The sequence below is a fragment of the Streptococcus mitis SK1080 genome (assembly GCF_000220085.1).
Lineage (GTDB): Bacteria > Bacillota > Bacilli > Lactobacillales > Streptococcaceae > Streptococcus > Streptococcus mitis_K.
This window is the reverse complement of the sequence record NZ_AFQV01000027.1, coordinates 13,227-35,668: the sequence shown is the minus strand read 5'-3', so window position 1 is coordinate 35,668 and position 22,442 is coordinate 13,227. Positions and strand designations below refer to the sequence as shown.

The window sequence follows — 22,442 nt, the reverse complement described above, 5'->3', positions numbered from 1 at the left end:
TAATACTCTTCGAAAATCAAATTCAAACCACATCAGCGTCGCCTTACCGTACTCAAGTACAGCTTGCGGCTAGCTTCCTAGTTTGCTTTTTGATTTTCATTGAGTAAAAATATAAAAAGCAACAGCTGAAATAGTTGTTGCTTTTTAGGTAGCTAGGATTTTATCCCAGGTTTTATCTCTTATTTCTCAACGCGTGATTTGTTGGCGATATCAGCTAGGATAGCTTGAATAAAATCATCTACTGAGACAGTTTGTGTTTCTTTTTGTCCGTAGCGACGAACGTTGACTGTTCCGTCTTCCATTTCCTTGTCTCCAACGATCAATTGGTAAGGAATCTTGCTAGTTTGTGAAGCACGGATCTTGAACTGCATTTTTTCATTGCGCTCATCGACATCTGCACGGACACCACGGTCACGGAGTTTTTTAGCTACTTCCCATGCGTAGTCCACGTGTTTTTCGTTAGATACTGGGATGAGGGTTACTTGGTGTGGTGCAAGCCATGTTGGGAAGGCACCCTTGTAGTTCTCAATCAAGATAGCTGTGAAGCGTTCCATAGTTGAGATAACTCCACGGTGGATCATAACTGGACGGTGCTCTTCGCCATCAGCTCCGATGTATTTAAGGTCGAAACGTTCTGGAAGCAAGAAGTCAAGTTGGATAGTAGAAAGAGTTTCTTCTTTTCCAAGAGCGGTCTTAACTTGAATATCCAATTTTGGTCCGTAGAAGGCTGCTTCACCTTCGGCTTCAAAGTAGTCCACGCCCATTTCATCAAGAGCTGCACGAAGCATGGTTTGAGCATTTTCCCACATTTCATCGTTATCAAAGTACTTGTGAGTATCTTGAGGGTCACGAAGAGAGAGGCGGAAGCGGTATTCAGTCAAGTTGAAGTCTTCATAAACATCGATAATCAACTGAAGAGCACGTTGGAATTCTTCTTGGATTTGTTCTGGAGTCACAAAGAGGTGACCGTCGTTGAGAGACATTTCACGTACACGTTGAAGACCAGTAAGGGAACCAGATTTTTCATAACGGTGCATCATACCGATTTCAGCGATACGGATTGGCAACTCACGGTAAGAGTGAACATGATGTTTGAAGACTTGGATGTGGTGTGGGCAGTTCATTGGACGAAGGACAAATTCTTCCCCGTCACCCATGTCCATAGTTGGGAACATGTCTTCTTGGTAATGATCCCAGTGACCAGAAGTCTTGTAAAGCTCAACTGAAGCAAGTGGTGGAGTGTAGACGTGTTGGTAGCCAGAAGCCAACTCTTTGTCTACGATGTAGCGTTCCAACTCACGACGAATAGTCGCACCATTTGGCAACCAGAATGGAAGCCCTTGACCAACCTCTTGAGAAATCATGAAGAGGTCAAGCTCTTTACCAAGTTTACGGTGGTCACGTTCCTTAGCTTCTTCACGCATTTGAAGGTAGTTTTTCAAGTCTTTCTTGTCAAACCAAGCTGTACCATAGATACGTTGCATCATAGCGTTGTCGCTATTTCCACGCCAGTAAGCACCTGCTACATGGAGAAGGTGGAAGATTTGGATGCGGCCTGTTGATGGAACGTGAGGGCCACGGCAAAGGTCTACATATTCACCCTGACGATAGATAGTCAAACCGCCTTCGTCTTCTGAGTGTTCTTCAATCAATTCCAACTTGTAAGGATCATTTTTGAAGATTTCACGTGCTTCGTCTTTAGTCACTTCTTCACGAATTGATGGGAAGTTTTCTTTGACGATTTTTTGCATTTCTTCTTCGATACGAGGAAGATCTTCGTTAGAGATTTGACCAGCAGTGTTGTCAGTATCGTAGTAGAAGCCGCCTTCGATGGCTGGACCAACTCCCAAGTGAATGTCTGGGAACAGACGACGAGCTGCTTGGGCGAACAAGTGAGCAGCTGAGTGACGCAAGATTGGAAGGGCATCTTCGTGATCAGGTGTTACAATTTCGATGCTTCCATCTTCAGTGATAGCACGAGTAGTGTCTATGAGTTTGCCGTTGAATTTACCAGCCAAGGCCTTTTTAGCTAGGGAATTGCTGATAGATTGGGCAATTTCAAAAGTTGTAACGCCAGATTCGAATTCACGAACAGCGCCATCTGGGAAAGTAATGTTAATCATGATGTTCTCCTTACTTATATTATTTACGAATGTGTTAACCCTATTCTGAAAACAGGGACAGAGGATAGTGAAAGCTAGAAAAACAAAAAGCGACATCCTCAAAAGGACGTCGCAACGTGGTTCCACCTTCATTTATGTACCTCAAAAGAGAGGGACACCTCTGATTGGCTCTAACGTGGCCACCGTTTTATGTTTTCATAAAAAACTCAAGAGTAGTGTCAGTTTAGGCTTTCTATGCGTTTCCAGCAACCACGCACTCTCTAGTAGAAAGGGACTAAGTGACTTGTCTCTATGGATTATTATAGCATGATTGTGAGATTTTTCAAGGATTTTGTGAAAGTTTTTTGTTTTTCATTTTTGTAGAATATGCTTGATGCCAATACCGGAAGCCATGCCCACCAGAGCCAAGGTTTCATAGATTAGCAAGTAAATTAGTATAAACTCACCAAAAGTTATGATAGTAAAGCAAAAGAGCAGTCCGTTACCAATTAACCACCAAAGTGAGAAACGGAAACGGTAGCTATAGAGTAACGATACAATCAAGATTACCAGAGGTGTAAAGAAGAGAAGATTGTTTATATAGAGTCCCTTGAGTGTAAGAGGGTCAGAAATGATTAGTGATAACAACTGATAAAGTGGCCAATAAAAGAAAAATATGACCAGATAGTATGGGAGATGGGAATAGAATCTAGGCATGATAATCACCTCGTTTTAAAAAACAGACAACTTAGATTTCTTGCTATGATTATTATAGCATATTTAAAACAAGAAAGTAAATCTGTTGACAAAGAAGTTAGTTATTGGTAGAATAGGGATTGTCGTAAAGACAAATAACTTCTTCTTGGTTACAGGCATGCCAACCTGTCACTCGGATGAAGCCAAATAAAAAGGAGAAACATCATGGCAATCTCAAAAGAGAAAAAAAATGAAATCATCGCACAATATGCACGTCACGAAGGTGATACAGGTTCAGTAGAGGTTCAAGTTGCTGTCCTTACTTGGGAAATCAACCACCTTAACGAACACATCAAACAACACAAAAAAGACCACGCTACTTACCGTGGATTGATGAAAAAAATCGGTCGCCGTCGTAACTTGCTTGCATACTTGCGTAAAAACGACGTTAACCGTTACCGTGAGTTGATCAACTCTCTAGGACTTCGTCGCTAATTCAAGATACAAAGGCCGTCAAAAGCACAAAGCAAAAATAGGAAAATTGACGAAGAAACTTCAGTTTCTAGGAAATTTTATCTTTTTTGCCAAGTGCTTAGGCCGTGTTCAATTGAGCATATCTTGATAATGAAGCTACTCTAAATTGGGTAGCTTTTTACTTTTGTAACCTTACCTCGATGTACTCAAGTATAATCTTCGGTTACGGTTCCTAGCACTGTAAGGTAAAATAAACCAGATATTCTCCCTTCGGGGAGATTTTTTTTGTTTCACTGAACGTTTCGTACGATCTTCGCCTCGTCGCCTAGTCTATAAACGATTTATCCAGCAAGAATTATGATGCTAAGGGCGTCAAAAATCCGTATGAAAATAGGGAAAGGACACCGTGTTCGATGAACACAAGGAGTTTCATCTTTTTCACTAGGATTTTAGCCCGGGCTCAAATCAGCTCTCTGATTTTCAGAGGGCTTTTTTATTGAGGTTTTATCGGTCACAATTTTGGAGACTACAAAAACCTCAAATGGTATCAGCTAATTACACCATAAGGGTGCGTAGCTACTCGGCTTGAAAAGCCGAGTAGCTGTCTGCAAGCCCCCTCGGAGAGCCCACACTTTACGAAGTAAAGTATAGTATGTTATACTTTACATGGAAGTAGTCACCGAATTCCAGTTAGAAATTACTTTGTAACTACGTTTTGAGGAGTAGTAAAATGCTTTCCTATGTTCGACATTACCCACTAGCGATAGCTAAATTAATGTGTCTGTGCTCTCCTAAAATCTGCTGATTTATTACTGACCAATACAGGAGGTTTTTTATGGGACAGACAATCATATCTGCTATTGGTGTTTATATTTCCACCAGTATCGATTATTTAATTATTTTATTTATTTTATTTGCACAGCTATCACAGAATAAACAAAAATGGCATATTTATGCGGGGCAATATCTAGGCACAGGCTTACTTGTAGGGGCGAGTTTAGTTGCTGCTTATGTCGTTAATTTCGTGCCTGAAGAATGGATGGTTGGATTGCTTGGTTTAATCCCTATCTATTTAGGGATTCGCTTTGCAATTGTTGGAGAAGGTGAGGAAGAAGAGGAAGAAATTATTGAAAGATTAGAACAAAGCAAGGCAAATCAACTGTTTTGGACAGTTACATTGCTAACAATTGCGTCTGGCGGAGATAATTTAGGTATCTATATACCTTATTTTGCTTCGTTAGATTGGTCACAGACCCTCGTGGCGTTGCTTGTGTTTGTAATCGGCATAATTATCTTATGCGAGATTAGTCGGGTGTTATCCTCTATTCCGTTACTATTCGAGACAATTGAAAAATACGAGCGAATCATTGTGCCCTTAGTATTCATTCTACTTGGACTATACATCATGTATGAAAATGGCACGATAGAGACTTTTCTGACCGTGTAGATTTTTTTGTTTCACTAGGATTTTATCCCGAGCTCAAATCAGCTCTCTGATTTTCAGAGGGCTTTTTATGTTATCAACTTACCTCGATATACTCAAGTATAATCTTCGGTTACGGTTCCTAGCACAATAAAACCAACTATATTCATTTGTTCTCATCTTGTTCCATTGTTGAAAATATGGTATACTTTTCATGAGAATTTTCTAAATTTTTAAGATTCTATCAAAGGAGGTTTGCATGCTTTCCAAATTTTCTGGAAGCCGACAAGACCAGCAATTTGTGTTACTTTTAGTTATTTTGCTAGGTATTTTAGGGATTTCTCTCTTTCTAGCAGTTTCAATGGGATCTGTTGCGATTGATCTAGGAGATACCTATCGGATTATTTTGAGCAGGTTGGGATTTCCTCTTGAGATAGGAGAGGTTTCCAAGTCTACTCTTGCCATTGTATGGAACATGAGATTCCCTCGAGTATTGTTAGGTCTGATAGTAGGAGCAGGCCTTTCTATGTGTGGTAGCGTGATGCAGTCCACAGTGAACAATCCCATCGCAGAGCCTTATGTCTTAGGAATATCTGCTGGTGCAACTCTAGGAGCAACCTTGAGCATCATTCTTGGTTTAAAAGTGATGATTAGCCTTGGAGCTTTTCTTGGAGCTATTTTGGCAACAATTGCTGTCCTCATCATTGCCTCTATGCAGGGAAGGATGACGACTTCTAGTCTGATTTTATCAGGAACGGTGGTCAACGCTCTCTTTCTGGCTTTTTCAAACTTTATTATCTCAGTTGGCGCTAATGCGGATAGTGTGATGACCATTAAGTTTTGGACCATGGGCTCGCTCGCTGGGACTTCCTGGGCAGACTTGGTCCTGCCAACTATAGTAGTAGGAATAGCCTTTCTATTTTTCTCTACTCAGTATCGTGTTTTCAATGCGATGATGATGGGAGATGAGGCTGCTTTAACTTTGGGGATTCCCTTACGCTTTTATTGGTATCTTTATGTGACCATGGTGGCTGTGCTGACAGCAGTCTTAGTGGCAACCTGTGGGATTATTGGATTTGTCGGTCTGATTACTCCACATTTAGCTCGAGGGTTAGTAGGAACGAATTACAAGAGGCTTTTTCCTGTTGCAACCTTGCTAGGTGCCCTCTTTGTCATCTGGGCAGACGTACTCTCTCGTATCATCATTCCAAACGCAGAGCTTCCTATTGGTATTTTCACAGCCTTAGTAGGTGCTCCCTTCTTTATCTACATTGTTGGAGGTAGGCGAAGGGAGGTGAGGGTCTGATATGGACTTGATTTGTCAGGATATCCATTTTGGACTAGGAGAGAAAAAAATCCTCAAAGGAGTCTCTCTTAAGGTTGAAGGGCATCAATTTCACACGATATTAGGGCCAAATGGAAGTGGAAAAACCAGCCTACTTAAACTCCTCTATCGTCAGGAAAAGGCGGACAAAGGCTTGATAAGCCTAGATGGAAAGCCACTGGAACATTGGTCACTCAAAGAAACAGCCAAGCAAATGGCAGTTGTCACTCAGTTTAATCAATTGCAGTTTGATTGTACAGTTGAGGAAATCGTCTTGCTGGGAAGAACTCCCCACCTCTCTTTTTTACAGAAGGAAAGGGAAAGGGATTATGCGCTTGTTCAAGATGCCCTCGTTAAGGTGGATATGCTCGAGAAGAAAACTCGTCTCTATTCTTCTCTGTCAGGGGGAGAGAAACAGCGAGTCTTACTAGCCCGCGCCTTGGTGCAAGAACCGACTCTCTTGCTCCTTGACGAACCAACCAATCACCTGGATATCAAGTATCAGTTAGACTTGTTGGCCATTGTGAAGGAGCTCAAGGTCAATGTTCTAGCTGTCCTACATGATATTCAACTTGCTTGTCGCTATTCGGATTATCTCTATCTGATGAAAGAGGGAGAAATCCTTTACCAAGGGACTCCAAAGGAGACCATCACCCCTGAGTCATTGCAAACTGTATACGGAGTTCAAAGTCAGGTGACTTGGACCAAGGATCAGCAAGCCATGATTCACTATTTATAAGAATGAAAAGGAAAACAAGATGAAAAAAACACTAAGCATTTTACTCGTAACAGTAGCTACTCTAACCATGGCAGCTTGTGGTAACACTACTACAGAAAAAGCTACCACACAATCTAGCACAGAGACAAGTCAAAAGGCTAAAGCAGAGACGACTTATCCGTTAACGGTTAAGACCTATGATGCTAAAGGAAATGAAGTCGAACAAGTCTTTGACAAGGCACCTGAAAAAGTTATCACCAACAATCTTTCAACCACTGAAATCTTATTGGAGTTGGGGTTGAAGGATAAAATTGTTGGCATGCTCAATCCAGACAATGCTGTGACGGACAAATACAAGGACGCGATTGCGACTATTCCTCAAATTGGGGATAAAAAAACAGTCTCACAAGAGACAGTCCTTTCTTATGAACCAGACGCTGTGATGGGTCGAAACATGATGTTTTCTGAAAAATCCTTGGGGACAGTTAGCACTTGGAATGAAAACAAAATCCCAGTCTATACGCAAAAAGCTTCTCTCTCAACAATTCAGCAAGATTTGGGGAATATCGTAGAAGATGTCAAAAATCTTGGAATGATTTTTAATGTTCAGGACAAGGCCAATGAATACGCGGCTCAATTACAAACTAAAATTGACGCTGTTAAGAAAGCAAACCCAGCAAGCCAAGGTGAAAAGAAAAAGGCTTTGATTATGGTTGCATATAATGATGAAACCTTCGGTGCCTACAAGTCTGCTTTGCAAGAGAGCTTGCTGAACCAACTTGGTTATACAAACGTTGCTACGGGGACATCAGGCTTGACCTTGGAAAATCTCGTGTCAATGGATCCTGAATTGATTATCTATGTAACCAGCGATCGCAATAAAAAATTAGATGAAAAAGCAGTAGAGTTGATGAAGGCAAATGCTGTTTTGGAAAGCGTTCCTGCTATTAAGAATCAAAAAATCATGACCATCTCTTACGATGAATTGATGGACTATGGTCCAGCAGTGATTGATTCCCTTGAGAAAATCAATGACTTTATCAATAAATAATGAGTTTGATTGGGAAGGAATTCAAGTTGAAATCAGCCTTCCTTCTAACTACGACCCCAATCAACCCTATCCGGCTATTTTATTGAATGATGGAAACTTGGACTTCCTATCGTCCTTTTCCGAATCTGTGATTTTAGTGGGTTTGACCTCTAAAAATCGCCTAGACGACTACACTCCATGGAAGGCATCTGCTCTGAGAGATGGGGTTCCAGATTTTGGAGGTCAGGCCAACGCCTATCATGATCATTTATTTGGAGGTCTTTTAGACAAGCTGCGGTCGCTTTATCGACTGGATGAAGCACGCCTTGCCTACGGAGGTTACTCACTAGGTGGTTTGGCGGCAGTCTACAGTCTTTTCAGCTTTGACAAGGTTTCCTGTGTCTTTTCGATCTGCGGTTCCTTTTGGTATCCTGATTTTGTGACTTACTGCAAGAAAGAAAATGTGAAAAATTTGGACTGTTTGCTGTATTTACAGAACGGTCAAACAGAAGGAGTCAATCATACTAATCGCTTGGCTCAAGCACCAGTCTATGCTGAGCAGATCCATACCAGTCTTCAAAAATGCTATCCGAACGGCCAGTTTGTCTTTGATCCTTATGGACACCATGAACAAGTAGCTGAACGATTCCTAGCTTTTTCCAGCTGGTTGGTCCAAAAATGGAAAATTGAATAAAAGATTTATCCCTTGGCTTTTGCCAAGGGATTGTTGTATTTATTTAACCAAGTTTTTCTCTCTTTTTATCTGGATTCCATACGAAGCTTGCGATAAAGCTAAAGATGATGGTTAGGATAGCGAGGACAATGGCCAGGATGAGGGCAGGAATGCGGATAAGCCACCAGAGTGGGTTTGGTTTTTTATCATTGTGCCATTGTTTCGTTTCGTCGTCCAGACGTTGAAATTCTGCTTGGATGCGATTGGCGACTGTTTCAATGCCTTCATCATTCATTTTCTTGATATCTGAGATATCGATTGGATTTCCGAAGTTCATATCAACACGCTCACGGCTAACCAAGCCCTTCAAAGTCATGGGACCTGTGTAGGTAACCGGCATGATACGGACCTTGGCCATTTTGGCAATCAGAGCTACGCCCCCCTTGACATCGTTTGAGTGACGGCTCCCACTTGGAAACATGATGAGAGAGCGATCACTTTTTTTAAGAACATTGATAGGGTATTTGATGGCAGAAGCGCTAGGATTTTCACGGTCAATAGGAAAAGCACCACACATACGAATCCACCAGCCAAAGATACGGTTGGTAAAGAGCTCTTTTTTGGCCATAAAGATAAACTGTTTTGGCTTGGTCGCAAAAGCCATGTAAACTGGATCCCACCAAGTGCGGTGAGGCGCAACCAAAATATAATTTTCATCTTGATTAGGAATTTTATCAGTATTATGATAATGGGCATTGCCATTGATGGACCATAGGAGCAATACAACCAATCCACGTAAATAAGTATAAAACATGCGATCTCCTTCGATTCTTTTCTTGTTATTATTATACCTTATCAAAGGAGGGCTGGCAAACTTTTCCCTTGACTAGGTGCATATTTGGGGTGAGATTAGAATTCTGTTAAAAAAAATGATATGATAGAATTTATGGATAAAAATAAGATTATGGGATTAACCCAAAGAGAAGTCAAGGAAAGACAGACTAAGGGCTTGGTCAATGATTTTACTGCATCGGCCAGTACCAGCACTTGGCAAATCGTTAAACGAAATGTCTTTACCCTTTTTAACGCTTTGAACTTTGCCATTGCTTTGGCTCTAGCCTTTGTGCAGGCTTGGAGCAATCTGGTCTTCTTTGCTGTTATCTGCTTTAACGCTTTTTCTGGAATTGTGACCGAGCTGCGGGCTAAACACATGGTGGACAAGCTCAATCTCATGACCAAGGAAAAGGTCAAGACTATTCGTGATGGTCAGGAAGTTGCTCTGAATCCTGAAGAATTGGTGCTAGGAGACGTCATTCGTTTGTCTGCTGGAGAGCAGATTCCCAGTGATGGTTTGGTTTTGGCAGGCTTTGCGGAAGTCAATGAAGCCATGTTGACGGGGGAAAGTGATTTGGTGCAAAAGGAAGTGGATGCCTTGCTTTTGTCAGGGAGTTTCTTGGCTAGTGGGTCAGTTTTAGCTCGTGTCCATCATGTAGGTGCAGACAACTATGCTGCCAAGCTCATGCTGGAAGCCAAGACAGTGAAACCCATCAACTCCCGAATTATGAAATCACTGGACAAGCTAGCAGGTTTTACTGGGAAAATTATCATTCCTTTTGGTCTGGCTCTCTTGCTAGAAGCCTTGATGTTGAAAGGCTTGCCCCTTAAGTCATCCGTTGTAAACTCGTCGACAGCCCTTTTGGGAATGTTGCCCAAGGGAATTGCCCTTTTGACCATTACTTCGCTCTTGACTGCGGTGATCAAGTTGGGCTTGAAAAAGGTCTTGGTGCAGGAGATGTATTCTGTTGAGACCTTGGCGCGCGTGGGTATGCTCTGTCTGGACAAGACGGGTACCATCACCCAAGGAAAGATGCAGGTAGAGGCTGTCCTTCCACTGACGGAAACTTATGGTGAAGAGGCTATTGCTAGCATCATGACCAGCTACATAGCTCATAGTGAGGATAAAAATCCAACAGCTCAAGCTATTCGCCAGCGTTTTGTGGGAGAGGTTACTTATCCTATGATTTCCAATATCCCCTTCTCAAGCGACCGCAAGTGGGGAGCCATGGAGTTAGAAGGTTTGGGGACAGTTTTCTTAGGGGCACCTGAGATGTTACTGGCTTCTGAGGTCCCAGAAGCCAGAGAGGCCTTGGAGAGAGGTTCACGTGTCTTGGTCCTAGCTCTCAGTCAGGAGAAATTAGACCATCATAAACCACAAAAACCATCTGATATTCAGGCTCTAGCCTTGCTGGAAATCTTGGACCCTATTCGAGAAGGAGCAGCTGAGACGCTGGACTATCTCCGTTCTCAGGAAGTGGGGCTCAAGATTATCTCTGGGGACAATCCAGTCACTGTATCCAGCATTGCCCAGAAGGCTGGTTTTGCGGACTATCACAGCTATGTCGATTGTTCAAAAATCACGGATGAGGAATTGATTGCTATAGCTGAAGAGACAGCTATTTTCGGACGGGTTTCCCCTCATCAAAAGAAACTCATCATCCAAACTCTGAAAAAAGCAGGGCATACAACGGCTATGACAGGGGACGGGGTCAATGATATTCTCGCCCTTCGTGAGGCGGATTGCTCTATCGTAATGGCAGAGGGAGACCCGGCAACACGTCAGATTGCTAATCTGGTTCTCTTGAACTCTGACTTTAATGATGTTCCTGAGATTCTCTTTGAAGGTCGTCGTGTGGTCAATAACATTGCTCATATTGCACCGATTTTCTTGATAAAGACCATCTATTCTTTCTTGCTCGCAGTTATCTGTATCGCCAGTGCTTTATTAGGTCGGTCTGAGTGGATCTTGATTTTCCCCTTCATTCCAATCCAGATTACCATGATTGACCAGTTTGTGGAAGGTTTCCCACCATTCGTTCTGACTTTTGAGCGAAATATCAAACCTGTCGAGCCAAACTTCCTCAGAAGATCCATGCTTCGTGCCCTACCAAGCGCTCTCATGGTCGTCTTCAGCGTTCTGTTTGTGAAAATATTTGGAAGTAGCCAAGGTTGGTCTGAGTTAGAAATCTCAACTCTCCTATATTATCTTTTGGGGTCAATTGGTTTCTTATCTGTATTTAGAGCCTGCATGCCATTTACCCTCTGGCGTGTCCTCTTGATTGTTTGGTCAGTAGGAGGCTTCCTAGCCACAGCTCTCTTCCCAAGAATCCAAAAACTGCTTGAAATTTCAACCTTGACAGGACAAACATTACCTGTTTATGGTGTCATGATGTTGGTCTTTACCGTGATTTTCATCCTGACTAGTCACTATCAAGCCAGAAAATAAAGAAAGGCTGCAATCTGTGGATTGCGGTCTTTTTAGGTACAAGATTGCCAGCTGAAATGTGGTATAATAAGAGGTAATAGAGTTTTGGAAAGTGAGAGAAGATGATTTCAAAGAGATTAGAATTAGTGGCTTCCTTTGTGCCACAGGGAGCCATTTTACTAGATGTGGGGAGTGACCATGCTTATCTGCCTATCGAGTTGGTCGAAAGAGGACAAATCAAAAGTGCCATTGCAGGTGAGGTGGTGGAAGGTCCCTATCAGTCTGCGGTCAAAAATGTTGAGGCTCACGGCCTAAAGGAAAAAATCCAGGTTCGTTTAGCCAATGGCTTGGCAGCTTTTGAAGAGACTGACCAAGTGTCTGTCATTACCATTGCTGGTATGGGTGGTCGTTTGATTGCTAGGATATTGGAAGAAGGCTTGGACAAGTTAGCTAATGTAGAGCGTTTGATCCTCCAGCCTAATAATCGTGAAGACGATTTGCGTATCTGGTTACAAGAGAACGGATTTCAGATTGTAGCTGAAAACATCTTAGAAGAAGCTGGCAAGTTTTACGAGATTTTGGTTGTGGAAGCAGGACAAATGAAGCTATCAGCCAGTGATGTTCGCTTTGGTCCTTTCTTGTCCAAAGAGGTCAGTCCAGTCTTTGTCCAAAAATGGCAAAAAGAAGCTGTTAAGCTAGAGTTTGCCCTTGGACAAATTCCAGAAAAAAATCTGGAGGAACGTCAAGTTTTAGTAGATAAAATTCAAGCCATTAAGGAGATTCTCCATGCTAGCAAGTGAAGTCATTAACCGATATGAAGCCTTTTGCCCTCAAGAATTTTCTATGGAAGGAGACAGTCGTGGTCTGCAAATTGGCACTTTGGACAAGGATATCCAAAGGGTCATGGTTGTTCTCGACATTCGTGAAGAAACGGTGGCTGAAGCTATTGAAAAGGGTGTGGACTTGATTATTGTCAAGCACGCGCCGATTTTCCGTCCGATCAAGGATTTGGTAGCTAGCCGTCCACAAAATCAGATTTACATCGACCTCATCAAGCATGACATCGCAGTTTATGTCAGCCATACCAATATTGACATCGTTGAAAATGGCCTAAATGACTGGTTCTGTCAGATGCTAGGTATCGAGGAAACGACTTATCTGCAGGAGACAGGTCCTGAACGTGGGATTGGACGTATTGGGAATGTTCAGCCTCAGACCTTTGGAGAATTGGCCCAACATGTCAAGCAAGTCTTTGGTCTAGATAGTCTTCGAATGGTGCATTATCAAGAGAATGACTTGCAGAAGCCTATTTCAAGAGTGGCCATCTGTGGTGGAAGTGGGCAGTCTTTCTATAAGGATGCTTTAGCCAAAGGAGCGGATGTCTATATCACTGGTGACATTTACTACCACACTGCCCAGGATATGCTGTCTGATGGCTTGTTGGCACTGGATCCAGGTCACTATATCGAAGTGCTTTTTGTGGAAAAAATTGCAGAGCTTCTTAATCAATGGAAAGAGGAAAAAGGCTGGACAATCGATCTTGTACCTAGTCAAGCATCGACCAATCCTTTCCACCATATCTAGTTAGAAAGTGAAAACAATGAAAAAAGTTGCCATTATCGGAGCAGGAATTGTGGGAGCAACAGCTGCCTACTACCTTTCGCAAGAAAGTGACCTAGAGGTGACCGTTTTTGACCATGGACAAGGTCAGGCTACCAAGGCGGCAGCAGGAATTATCAGTCCTTGGTTTTCCAAACGCCGCAATAAAGCCTGGTACAAGATGGCGCGCTTGGGGGCAGACTTTTATGTGGATTTGTTGGCTGATTTAGAGAATTCAGGGCAAGAAATCGACTTTTACCAACGTTCGGGAGTTTTTCTCTTGAAAAAGGACGAATCCAAGCTAGAAGAACTCTATGAACTAGCCCTCCAGCGTAGAAAAGAGTCTCCCTTGATAGGGAAATTAGCCATTTTAGACCAAGCATCAGCAAATGAATTATTTCCTGGTTTGCAGGGATTTGATCGCTTGCTCTACGCTTCTGGTGGAGCGAGAGTAGATGGCCAACTCTTGGTGACTCGTTTGCTAGAAGCCAGTCAGGTCAAGCTGGTAAAAGAAAAAGTGACTCTGACACCTTTAGCATCAGGCTACCAGATTGACAAAGAGGTGTTTGATCAGGTTATTTTGGCGACGGGAGCTTGGTTGGGGGACTTGTTAGAACCCTTGGGTTATGCTGTGGATGTCCGTCCTCAGAAAGGACAGCTCCGAGATTATCAGCTTGCCCAAGACATGGAAGCTTACCCTGTTGTTATGCCAGAAGGGGAGTGGGATTTGATTCCTTTTGCAGGTGGGAAATTGTCCTTAGGTGCTACCCATGAAAATGATATGGGATTTGATTTGACGGTAGATGAAACCTTACTCCAACAAATGGAGGAGGCAGCCTTGCCTCACTATCCAATCTTGGCAGTAGCGACTTCAAGAGCTGAGCGTGTGGGAATCCGTGCCTATACCAGTGATTTCTCACCTTTCTTTGGGCAAGTACCTGGCTTAGCAGGTGTCTATGCTGCTAGTGGACTAGGTTCATCAGGCCTCACAACGGGTCCTATCATTGGTTACCATCTAGCTCAACTGATCCAAGACAAGGAGTTGACCTTAGACCCTCTAAACTACCCAATTGAAAACTATGTCAAACGAGCAAAAAGCGAATAAGAATTTTACTGAAATTTTAGCCTCCCCTCTAGGATGGCAAATGACATTCCCTATCAAAAATGGTAAAATAAGAAAAAATAATCCGAGAATCGAGGAAAAAAGATGCAAGAAAAGATTTTGGTAACGGGTGGGGCAGGTTTTATCGGGACCCACACTGTTATTGAGTTAATCCAAGCAGGTCATCATGTTGTTGTGGTGGATAACCTTGTTAATAGTAACAGAAAAAGTTTAGAAGTTGTTGAGAGAATTACAGGAGTTGAAGTGCCTTTCTATGAGGCAGATATCCGTGATACAGATACTCTCAGAGATATTTTCAAGCAAGAAGAACCAACAGGTGTTATTCACTTTGCTGGTTTGAAGGCTGTCGGTGAATCTACCCGTATTCCTCTTGCCTACTATGACAACAATATCGCTGGAACTGTTAGTCTTTTGAAGGTCATGGAAGAAAACAACTGTAAAAACATCATTTTCAGTTCTTCTGCGACAGTTTACGGAGATCCTCATACAGTGCCCATCTTGGAAGATTTCCCACTTTCAGTGACCAATCCATATGGCCGCACTAAGCTTATGCTAGAGGAAATTTTGACGGATATCTACAAGGCAGACTCAGAGTGGAATGTAGTCTTGCTTCGTTACTTTAACCCAATCGGAGCCCATGAGAGTGGTGATTTGGGAGAAAATCCAAATGGTATTCCAAACAACCTCTTGCCATATGTGACTCAAGTAGCAGTTGGGAAATTAGAGCAAGTGCAAGTGTTTGGAGACGATTACGATACGGAAGATGGAACCGGTGTTCGTGACTATATCCACGTTGTTGACTTGGCTAAAGGTCACGTTGCAGCTCTGAAAAAAATCCAAAAAGGCTCAGGTCTAAACGTTTATAACCTTGGAACAGGTAAAGGCTACTCAGTTCTTGAAATTATCCAAAACATGGAAAAAGCAGTGGGATGTCCAATTCCTTACCGCATTGTAGACCGTCGCCCAGGGGATATCGCAGCCTGTTATTCAGATCCTGCAAAAGCCAAAGCAGAACTAGGCTGGGAAGCAGAATTAGGCATCACCCAAATGTGTGAAGACGCATGGCGTTGGCAAAGCAAGCATCCAAATGGATTTGAAGACTAAGATGGTGATTTCAATCATTGTCCCCTGTTTAAACGAAGAGGAAGTACTTCCTCTTTTTTATCAGGCTTTGGAAGCTTTGATTCCTGACTTGGGAGCAGAAATCGAGTATATCTTTGTCGATGATGGATCAAGTGATGGAACCTTGGAACTCTTAAAGGCCTATCGGGAGCAAAATCTGGCAGTGCATTATCTTTCTTTCTCTCGAAATTTTGGCAAAGAAGCAGCCCTCTATGCAGGCTTGCAATATGCGACAGGAGATTTGGTGGTGGTAATGGATGCAGACCTCCAAGATCCCCCTAGTATGTTACTTGAGATGAAAGATTTACTAGACCAAAATGCAGATTTGGACTACGTAGGAACACGGAGAACTAGTCGGGCGGGAGAACCCTTCTTTCGCAGTTTTTGTGCTAATCTTTTTTATCGCCTCATGCAAAAAATCAGTCCAGTAGCCCTGCCGTCAGGTGTCCGTGATTTTCGCATGATGAGAAGGTCTGTGGTCGATGCCATTTTAGCTTTGACCGAGTCCAATCGTTTTTCTAAGGGACTCTTTGCCTGGGTCGGTTTTAAAACCCACTATCTGGACTATCCCAATGTCGAAAGGCAGGCTGGCAATACCAGTTGGAGTTTTAGGCAACTCTTTTTTTACTCCATTGAAGGGATTGTTAATTTTTCAGATTTTCCCTTGATTATAGCCTTTATGGCTGGTCTCCTATCTTGTTTCATTTCTCTACTGATGACCTTTTTTGTTGTGGTTCGGACCCTCATTTTGGGCAATCCGACATCTGGCTGGACCTCTCTGATGGCTGTCATTCTCTTTCTTGGAGGCATTCAACTCTTGACCATTGGGATTCTTGGCAAGTATGTTAGTAAGATTTATCTAGAGACTAAAAAAAGACCACTTTATCTTATCAAAGAAAAAAGTGACCTTCCTGATTTTACAGAAAAAATAAAGTGAAAAGACTATAATTTTACATGGAAATGTGCTAAACTAGAAAGAGTGAAACGTTCTTGTCAATTTACTACGAAAGATTAGAGTTAATCTTTAATCAAGGCACGTGTCGGACAGTTTCTAACAGCTTCTACGACGTCTTGGCTAGGAGAAATTTCTTTTTCTAGTTGATCAGGGTCATCGTAAAAACGCACGATTCCATTATCGTGGTAATCAAATAATTCAGAATAAGTTTGGCAAAGCCCACAGGCAATGCAACGTTCAGGTATAAGTGTGATTTTCATATTTATATTGTAATAAGAAAAGTCAAAAAAAACAAGGAGTAAGGTATGGCAAAAGAACCGTGGCAAGAAGATATTTATGATCAAGAAGAATCAAGAGCAGAGCGTCGTAAGAGAACTCAAGGCAGAGATGTAGTGGCCAATCGTGTCTTGACGATCTTAGCTAGTATTTTCTTTGTAATTGTGGTGGTGATGATTATTGTTCTTATCTATCTATCAACGGGGGGGAGTAATCGCACGGCAGCCTTGAAAGATTTTCACGATTCTGATGCAAGTGTAGTACAAGTCTCATCTTCAAGCAGTTCTCAGCCTGAACAAAGTTCAGAGCCAGAATCTACTTCTAGTAGTTCAGAAGAAGCTACTAATCCTGAAGGAACGATTAAAGTTCTAGCAGGAGAAGGGGAAGCAGCTATTGCCGCTCGTGCAGGAATCTCCATTGCTCAGTTAGAGGCCTTGAATCCTGGGCATATGGCTACAGGGTCTTGGTTTGCTAATCCAGGTGATGTTGTTAAAATCAAATAGGAGTTGATATGAAAACCATTCAAATTGCTATCGACGGTCCTGCTTCAAGTGGTAAGAGTACGGTCGCAAAAATTATTGCCAAGGATTTTGGATACACCTATCTAGATACAGGTGCCATGTATCGTGCAGCGACCTACATGGCTCTCAAGAACCAATTAGGAGTTGAACAAGTTGAAGAACTCTTAGACTTATTGGACCAGCATCCAATCAGTTTTGGACGCTCAGAAATTGGAGAGCAGCTTGTCTTTGTAGGAGATGTGGATATTACCCATCCTATTCGTGAAAATGAAGTGACCAATCATGTTTCTGCTGTTGCGGCAATTCCTCAAGTACGTGAGAAATTAGTTTTTCTCCAGCAAAAAATCGCCCAGCAAGGCGGGATTGTCATGGACGGTCGCGATATTGGAACTGTTGTATTGCCACAAGCAGAATTGAAAATTTTCCTAGTAGCTTCGGTAGATGAACGAGCAGAGCGTCGTTACAAGGAAAATGTTGCCAAGGGAATTGAAACAGACCTTGAAACTCTAAAAGAGGAAATTGCTGCGCGTGACTACAAGGATAGTCATCGTGAGACTTCGCCTCTCAAACAAGCAAAGGATGCTGTCTACCTTGATACAACTGGTTTGAACATTCAAGAAGTAGTTGAAAAAATTAAAGCAGAAGCTGAAAAAAGAATGTAAATGTAGAAAAGCCGATAGATGGATATCGGTTTTTTCTAAATTTGTCAAAATGCTGATTTTAGGGTATAATAGTTGCTGTTCGAGAAATTTTGATTTTCAAAGAATAGTGAATGATGATAAGGAGAAACCATGAACAACCTACCAAATTGCCCACAATGTAACTCAGAGTATGTCTACGAAGACGGTGCCCTACTGGTTTGCCCAGAGTGTGCTTATGAGTGGAATCCTGCTGAGGTTACAGATGTAGAAGAGGGTCTTGTTGCTATCGATGCCAACGGAAATAAATTGGCTGACGGTGATACAGTAACTCTCATCAAGGACTTGAAAGTAAAAGGTGCGCCAAAAGATTTGAAACAAGGGACGCGCGTGAAAAATATCCGCATCGTAGAAGGCGACCACAATATCGACTGTAAAATTGATGGCTTTGGGGCCATGAAACTTAAATCAGAGTTTGTGAAGAAAATTTAAGCATGTCAAAACACTATAAACTTGTATTTTATAGCCGTATCTTCTTGTTTCTAGCGGCTTTTACGGGAGTTTATCTTGAAATCGCCAAGCATGGTGGATTTGGGATGTTGCTCTATTATACGGTTCTGTCCAACCTCTTAGTAGCGATTTTTACGCTCTACCTCCTAAAGGTTATGAGCCGTTTAGGTGAAAACTGGCAAAGGTCAAGTCTCTTGCGTTTAAAAGGTGGGGTCACCATGAGTATCATGATTACCTGTGTGATTTACCATTTCCTATTAGCGCCTATTGCGACTAATTTCTATACCCTAGAAAATTTCCTTTGCCACTATATCGTTCCCCTCTGGTTTTTAGCAGATACCCTCTTTTTTGACAAACAGGGTCAATACAAGATTTGGGATCCAGTTGTGTGGACGATTTTACCCTTGCTGTATATGATTTTTGCTCTTTTTAATGGCTTGGTACTGAAACTTGATGTTCCTAATTCTAAGGTCAGTCCCTTCCCTTACTTCTTTTTGAATGTAAACAAGGGTTGGGATGTCGTGTTCAAGTGGTGTCTGATTATCTTTGTTGCCTATATGGTGGCGGGATTTATCTTCTACTTGATCAAGCAAATCAAGAGAAAATCATCCTAAGACACAAGGGATTCATTTTCGAGTTTAAGAAGGAGTCTATACACTAAAGAGGCTTCTTCTTTTCTTGCTTGTTTGATAACTATCAAAAAATTAGAAGATTAAGAGAAATATAGAAAGAGATTTCATGAAACAATTTTTAGAACGGGCCAGTATTTTGGCTCTCTCCCTCGTTTTGATTACCTCCTTTTCCATCTCGAGTGCCCTGCCAGCTATGTTCGACTATTATCAAGGCTATCCTAAGGAACAAATTGAGCTCTTGGCGAGCTTGCCTTCCTTTGGAATCATGATTATGTTATTACTGAATGGTTTTTTAGAAAAAATATTCCCTGAGCGCTTACAGATTAGTTTGGGCTTGCTGATTTTATCACTGAGTGGAACAGCACCCTTTTGGTATCAAGCCTATCCCTTTGTTTTTGGAACAAGGATTCTTTTTGGTTTGGGTGTTGGGATGATCAATGCCAAGGCCATTTCCATTATCAGTGAACGTTATCAAGGAAAAACGCGAATTCAGATGTTAGGGCTACGCGGTTCTGCAGAGGTCGTTGGGGCTTCTCTCATTACCTTGGCAGTCGGCCAGTTATTGGCCTTTGGTTGGACAGCTACTTTCTTAGCCTATAGTGCTGGATTTTTGGTACTGACTCTCTATCTGCTCTTTGTCCCTTATGGAAAAGAAAAGAAAGAAGTCAAGAAAAAAGCGAAGGAAGCAAGTCGTTTAACTCGAGAAATGAAAGGCTTGATTTTTATCCTAGCTATAGAAGCAGCAGTGGTAGTTTGTACCAATACGGCTATTACTATCCGTATTCCAAGTTTGATGGTGGAAAGAGGACTTGGAGATGCCCAGTTATCTAGTTTTGTCCTTAGTGTCATGCAGTTAATTGGGATTGTGGCTGGTGTGAGTTTTTCTTTTTTGATTTCTATTTTTAAAGAGAAACTGCTCCTCTGGTCTGGTATTACCTTCGGCTTAGGGCAAATCGTGATTGCCCTGTCTCCATCCTTGTGGGTGGTAGTGGCAGGAAGCATTCTGGCTGGTTTTGCCTACAGTGTAGCCTTGACGACAGTCTTTCAACTTGTCTCTGAAAGAATTCCAGCTAAACTCCTCAATCAAGCCACTTCATTTGCTGTATTAGGCTGTAGTTTCGGAGCCTTTACGACTCCATTCGTTCTAGGTGCGATTGGCTTGATGACTCACAATGGGATGTTGGTCTTTGCTATCTTAGGATCTTGGTTAATTGTAACCTCTATCTTTGTCATGTACCTACTCCAAAAGAGAGCTTAGGATTGGTTTCCTAGGTTTTTCTTTTGAGTTTTTTGTACCCAGACAATATTTATTTTAGAACCTTGTCTACAGATTAATTTCTTGATAAAATAGAAGTTATGACGAGATATAAAGCAACTATTTCCTATGATGGTTACGCCTTTGCTGGATTTCAGCGCCAGCCTCATGCGCGTAGCGTTCAGGAAGAAATTGAAAAAACCTTGACTAGATTGAATAAGGGGAAAGCCATCACTGTTCACGGTGCTGGTAGGACTGATAGTGGGGTTCATGCTTTGGGACAGGTTATTCATTTTGACCTACCTTATCAGATGGATGAGGAGAAGCTCCGTTTTGTTTTGGACACTCAGTCTCCTGAAGATATTGATGTGATTTCAATTGAGCTTGTGGCGGATGATTTTCATTGTCGTTATGCCAAGCATAGCAAGACCTATGAGTTTATCGTGGATAGAGGACGTCCCAAAAATCCGATGCGCCGTCACTATGCCACCCACTTCCCTTACCCACTTGATGTGGAGAGGATGCAGGAGGCCGTCAAAAAGCTAGAAGGAACCCATGATTTCACTGGCTTTACAGCCTCTGGGACTAGTGTAGAGGATAAGGTTCGCACTATTACAGAAGCCAGTCTTAGGGTTGATGAGACAGGCCAGTTTTTGACTTTTACCTTTTCAGGAAATGGTTTCTTGTATAAACAGATTCGCAATATGGTGGGGACACTGCTCAAAATCGGCAATAACCGCATGCCAGTAGAGCAGATTGACCTCATCTTGGAGAAGAAGGACAGGCAGCTTGCAGGTCCCACTGCAGCACCAAATGGTTTGTATTTAAAGGAGATTCGTTATGAAGAATAATCGTATTTTAGCACTTTCTGGAAATGATATTTTTAGTGGTGGTGGTTTGTCAGCTGATTTGGCTACCTATACTTTGAACGGCTTGCATGGTTTTGTAGCAGTGACTTGTTTGACAGCCTTGACAGAAAAAGGATTTGAAGTCTTTCCAACTGACGATACCATTTTTCAACATGAATTAGATAGCTTGCGTGATGTGGAGTTTGGGGGGATTAAGATTGGTCTTTTACCAACTGTCAGCGTAGCTGAGAAGGCTCTGGACTTTATCAAGCAACGCCCAGGAGTGCCTGTGGTTCTGGACCCTGTCTTGGTCTGCAAGGAAACACACGACGTAGCAGTTAGTGAACTCTGCCAAGAGTTGATTCGCTTTTTCCCTCATGTTAGTGTAATTACGCCTAATCTTCCTGAAGCAGAATTATTGGTAGGTCAGGAAATTAAAACTTTGGAAGACATGAAGGCTGCAGCGCAAAAATTGCATGCCTTAGGAGCGCCAGCAGTCATTATCAAGGGAGGCAATCGCCTTAGTCAGGACAAGGCTGTGGATGTCTTTTATGATGGACAAAACTTTACAGTCCTAGAAAATCCTGTTATCCAAGGGCAAAATGCTGGTGCAGGTTGTACCTTTGCCTCAAGCATTGCAAGTCACTTGGTTAAAGGTGATGAACTTTTGCCAGCAGTAGAAAGCTCTAAGGCTTTCGTTTACCGTGCCATTGCACAAGCAGATCAGTATGGAGTAAGACAATATGAAGCAAACCAAAACAACTAAAATCGCCCTTGTATCCCTATTAACCGCCCTCTCTGTGGTTCTAGGTTATTTCTTAAAAATTCCAACACCGACAGGCATTCTAACACTCTTAGATGCAGGTGTCTTCTTTGCGGCCTTCTACTTTGGTAGTCGTGAAGGGGCTGTAGTCGGAGGACTAGCAGGTTTCTTGATTGACCTCTTATCAGGCTATCCCCAGTGGATGTTCTTTAGTTTGGTCAACCATGGCTTGCAGGGATTTTTCGCAGGATTTAAAGGCAAAACTCGGTGGCTAGGCCTTATCTTAGCAACGATTGCCATGGTAGGGGGTTACGCCTTGGGTTCTACTTTGATGAATGGCTGGGCAGCAGCCCTACCAGAAATTCTACCAAATTTCATGCAAAATATGGTAGGGATGATTGTAGGATTTATTCTTAGTCAAAGTATCAAGAAGATTAAGTAAAGAGGATGAGTCAAAAGTCCTAAAATTAGAAAAACGCATAATATCAAGTGCTGAAA

General features: G+C 42.3%; 23 protein-coding genes and 2 pseudogenes. 20 read left to right on the top strand and 5 right to left on the bottom strand.

Annotation, left to right across the window (positions count from 1 at the left end; genetic code table 11):
- Positions 1-179: 179 nt before the first annotated feature.
- From thrS to HMPREF9957_RS0102680, 3 genes and pseudogenes are all read right to left on the bottom strand, one after another.
- Positions 180-2,123 carry a threonine--tRNA ligase gene (gene thrS, locus HMPREF9957_RS11195; protein ID WP_000608364.1) on the bottom strand — a complete coding sequence of 648 codons (1,944 nt, stop codon included), beginning with the start codon at positions 2,121-2,123 and terminating at the stop codon, positions 180-182.
- A gap of 40 nt (positions 2,124-2,163) precedes the next feature.
- Positions 2,164-2,345: pseudogene (locus HMPREF9957_RS13720) on the bottom strand (hypothetical protein).
- A gap of 100 nt (positions 2,346-2,445) precedes the next feature.
- Positions 2,446-2,819 (bottom strand): annotated as a pseudogene (locus HMPREF9957_RS0102680) (hypothetical protein).
- A 204-nt stretch (positions 2,820-3,023) separates the two neighbouring features.
- On the opposite strand from HMPREF9957_RS0102680, the gene rpsO reads away from it, so the two are divergent.
- The 6 genes from rpsO (at position 3,024) to HMPREF9957_RS11165 (ending at position 8,461) form a co-directional block, all read left to right on the top strand.
- Positions 3,024-3,293, top strand: a complete 270-nt coding sequence (rpsO, locus tag HMPREF9957_RS11190) for a 30S ribosomal protein S15 (RefSeq protein WP_001018251.1) — start codon at positions 3,024-3,026, stop codon at positions 3,291-3,293.
- Positions 3,294-4,107: 814 nt separating this feature from the next.
- Positions 4,108-4,719 carry a CadD family cadmium resistance transporter gene (locus HMPREF9957_RS11185; protein WP_000531717.1) on the top strand — a complete coding sequence of 204 codons (612 nt, stop codon included), beginning with the start codon at positions 4,108-4,110 and terminating at the stop codon, positions 4,717-4,719.
- Between the two features lie 235 nt (positions 4,720-4,954).
- Positions 4,955-6,001 carry a FecCD family ABC transporter permease gene (locus HMPREF9957_RS11180; protein ID WP_000949314.1) on the top strand — a complete coding sequence of 349 codons (1,047 nt, stop codon included), beginning with the start codon at positions 4,955-4,957 and terminating at the stop codon, positions 5,999-6,001.
- Between the two features lies 1 nt (position 6,002).
- A complete protein-coding gene (locus tag HMPREF9957_RS11175; protein WP_000363108.1) occupies positions 6,003-6,758 on the top strand; it encodes an ABC transporter ATP-binding protein in 756 nt (251 codons plus the stop codon).
- Between the two features lie 19 nt (positions 6,759-6,777).
- Positions 6,778-7,788, top strand: a complete 1,011-nt coding sequence (locus tag HMPREF9957_RS11170; RefSeq protein ID WP_000753251.1) for an ABC transporter substrate-binding protein — start codon at positions 6,778-6,780, stop codon at positions 7,786-7,788.
- A complete protein-coding gene (locus tag HMPREF9957_RS11165; RefSeq protein WP_000175758.1) occupies positions 7,769-8,461 on the top strand; it encodes an alpha/beta hydrolase-fold protein in 693 nt (230 codons plus the stop codon). The genes HMPREF9957_RS11170 and HMPREF9957_RS11165 overlap by 20 nt, the downstream gene beginning before the upstream one ends.
- Before the next feature lie 43 nt (positions 8,462-8,504).
- Here HMPREF9957_RS11165 and HMPREF9957_RS11160 read toward each other — a convergent pair whose 3' ends face one another.
- Positions 8,505-9,254: a lysophospholipid acyltransferase family protein gene (locus HMPREF9957_RS11160; RefSeq protein ID WP_000500198.1), complete on the bottom strand. Its 750-nt coding sequence runs from the start codon at positions 9,252-9,254 to the stop codon at positions 8,505-8,507.
- 132 nt (positions 9,255-9,386) lie between these two features.
- Here HMPREF9957_RS11160 and HMPREF9957_RS11155 point away from each other — a divergent pair, with 132 nt between their 5' ends.
- The 6 genes from HMPREF9957_RS11155 to HMPREF9957_RS11130 all read left to right on the top strand — a co-directional run bounded on the left by HMPREF9957_RS11155 (position 9,387) and on the right by HMPREF9957_RS11130 (position 16,483).
- On the top strand, positions 9,387-11,723 hold the full coding sequence (locus HMPREF9957_RS11155) for a cation-translocating P-type ATPase (RefSeq protein ID WP_004242755.1): 2,337 nt from the start codon (positions 9,387-9,389) through the stop codon (positions 11,721-11,723).
- A gap of 101 nt (positions 11,724-11,824) precedes the next feature.
- Entirely contained in the window at positions 11,825-12,502 is a 678-nt protein-coding gene (locus HMPREF9957_RS11150; RefSeq protein ID WP_000624071.1) for a tRNA (adenine(22)-N(1))-methyltransferase, read from the top strand.
- Positions 12,489-13,286, top strand: coding sequence for a Nif3-like dinuclear metal center hexameric protein (locus HMPREF9957_RS11145; RefSeq protein WP_000881157.1), 798 nt, complete (start codon positions 12,489-12,491; stop codon positions 13,284-13,286). Before HMPREF9957_RS11150 ends, HMPREF9957_RS11145 begins: the two co-directional genes overlap by 14 nt.
- Positions 13,287-13,302: 16 nt before the next feature.
- Positions 13,303-14,406: an NAD(P)/FAD-dependent oxidoreductase gene (locus HMPREF9957_RS11140; protein ID WP_000754645.1), complete on the top strand. Its 1,104-nt coding sequence runs from the start codon at positions 13,303-13,305 to the stop codon at positions 14,404-14,406.
- Between the two features lie 102 nt (positions 14,407-14,508).
- Positions 14,509-15,528, top strand: a complete 1,020-nt coding sequence (gene galE / locus HMPREF9957_RS11135; protein WP_001156511.1) for a UDP-glucose 4-epimerase GalE — start codon at positions 14,509-14,511, stop codon at positions 15,526-15,528.
- 1 nt (position 15,529) lies between these two features.
- Entirely contained in the window at positions 15,530-16,483 is a 954-nt protein-coding gene (locus tag HMPREF9957_RS11130; RefSeq protein ID WP_004242728.1) for a glycosyltransferase family 2 protein, read from the top strand.
- Positions 16,484-16,563: 80 nt separating this feature from the next.
- Here HMPREF9957_RS11130 and HMPREF9957_RS12865 read toward each other — a convergent pair whose 3' ends face one another.
- The gene (locus HMPREF9957_RS12865; protein ID WP_004235080.1) at positions 16,564-16,761 is read right to left on the bottom strand and encodes a ferredoxin; all 198 of its coding nucleotides are present in this window, start codon (positions 16,759-16,761) and stop codon (positions 16,564-16,566) included.
- A 45-nt stretch (positions 16,762-16,806) separates the two neighbouring features.
- Between HMPREF9957_RS12865 and HMPREF9957_RS11125 the strand changes: the two genes are divergently transcribed.
- The 8 genes from HMPREF9957_RS11125 (at position 16,807) to HMPREF9957_RS11090 (ending at position 22,386) form a co-directional block, all read left to right on the top strand.
- The gene (locus HMPREF9957_RS11125) at positions 16,807-17,280 is read left to right on the top strand and encodes an SAG1386/EF1546 family surface-associated protein (protein ID WP_001040910.1); all 474 of its coding nucleotides are present in this window, start codon (positions 16,807-16,809) and stop codon (positions 17,278-17,280) included.
- Positions 17,281-17,288: 8 nt separating this feature from the next.
- Positions 17,289-17,960 (top strand): (d)CMP kinase, encoded by a 672-nt coding sequence (gene cmk, locus HMPREF9957_RS11120; protein ID WP_000849401.1) that lies wholly within the window; start codon positions 17,289-17,291, stop codon positions 17,958-17,960.
- 129 nt (positions 17,961-18,089) lie between these two features.
- On the top strand, positions 18,090-18,428 hold the full coding sequence (locus HMPREF9957_RS11115) for a zinc ribbon domain-containing protein YjdM (protein WP_001061603.1): 339 nt from the start codon (positions 18,090-18,092) through the stop codon (positions 18,426-18,428).
- A 2-nt stretch (positions 18,429-18,430) separates the two neighbouring features.
- Positions 18,431-19,060 (top strand): Pr6Pr family membrane protein, encoded by a 630-nt coding sequence (locus HMPREF9957_RS11110; protein WP_000033946.1) that lies wholly within the window; start codon positions 18,431-18,433, stop codon positions 19,058-19,060.
- A gap of 124 nt (positions 19,061-19,184) precedes the next feature.
- Complete coding sequence (locus tag HMPREF9957_RS11105; protein WP_000808690.1) at positions 19,185-20,336, top strand: MFS transporter; 1,152 nt, start codon at positions 19,185-19,187, stop codon at positions 20,334-20,336.
- 98 nt (positions 20,337-20,434) lie between these two features.
- Entirely contained in the window at positions 20,435-21,184 is a 750-nt protein-coding gene (truA, locus tag HMPREF9957_RS11100; RefSeq protein WP_000199182.1) for a tRNA pseudouridine(38-40) synthase TruA, read from the top strand.
- On the top strand, positions 21,174-21,947 hold the full coding sequence (locus HMPREF9957_RS11095; RefSeq protein WP_000794773.1) for a bifunctional hydroxymethylpyrimidine kinase/phosphomethylpyrimidine kinase: 774 nt from the start codon (positions 21,174-21,176) through the stop codon (positions 21,945-21,947). Before truA ends, HMPREF9957_RS11095 begins: the two co-directional genes overlap by 11 nt.
- Complete coding sequence (locus tag HMPREF9957_RS11090; protein ID WP_000814971.1) at positions 21,925-22,386, top strand: ECF transporter S component; 462 nt, start codon at positions 21,925-21,927, stop codon at positions 22,384-22,386. The genes HMPREF9957_RS11095 and HMPREF9957_RS11090 overlap by 23 nt, the downstream gene beginning before the upstream one ends.
- Positions 22,387-22,442: the final 56 nt, after the last annotated feature.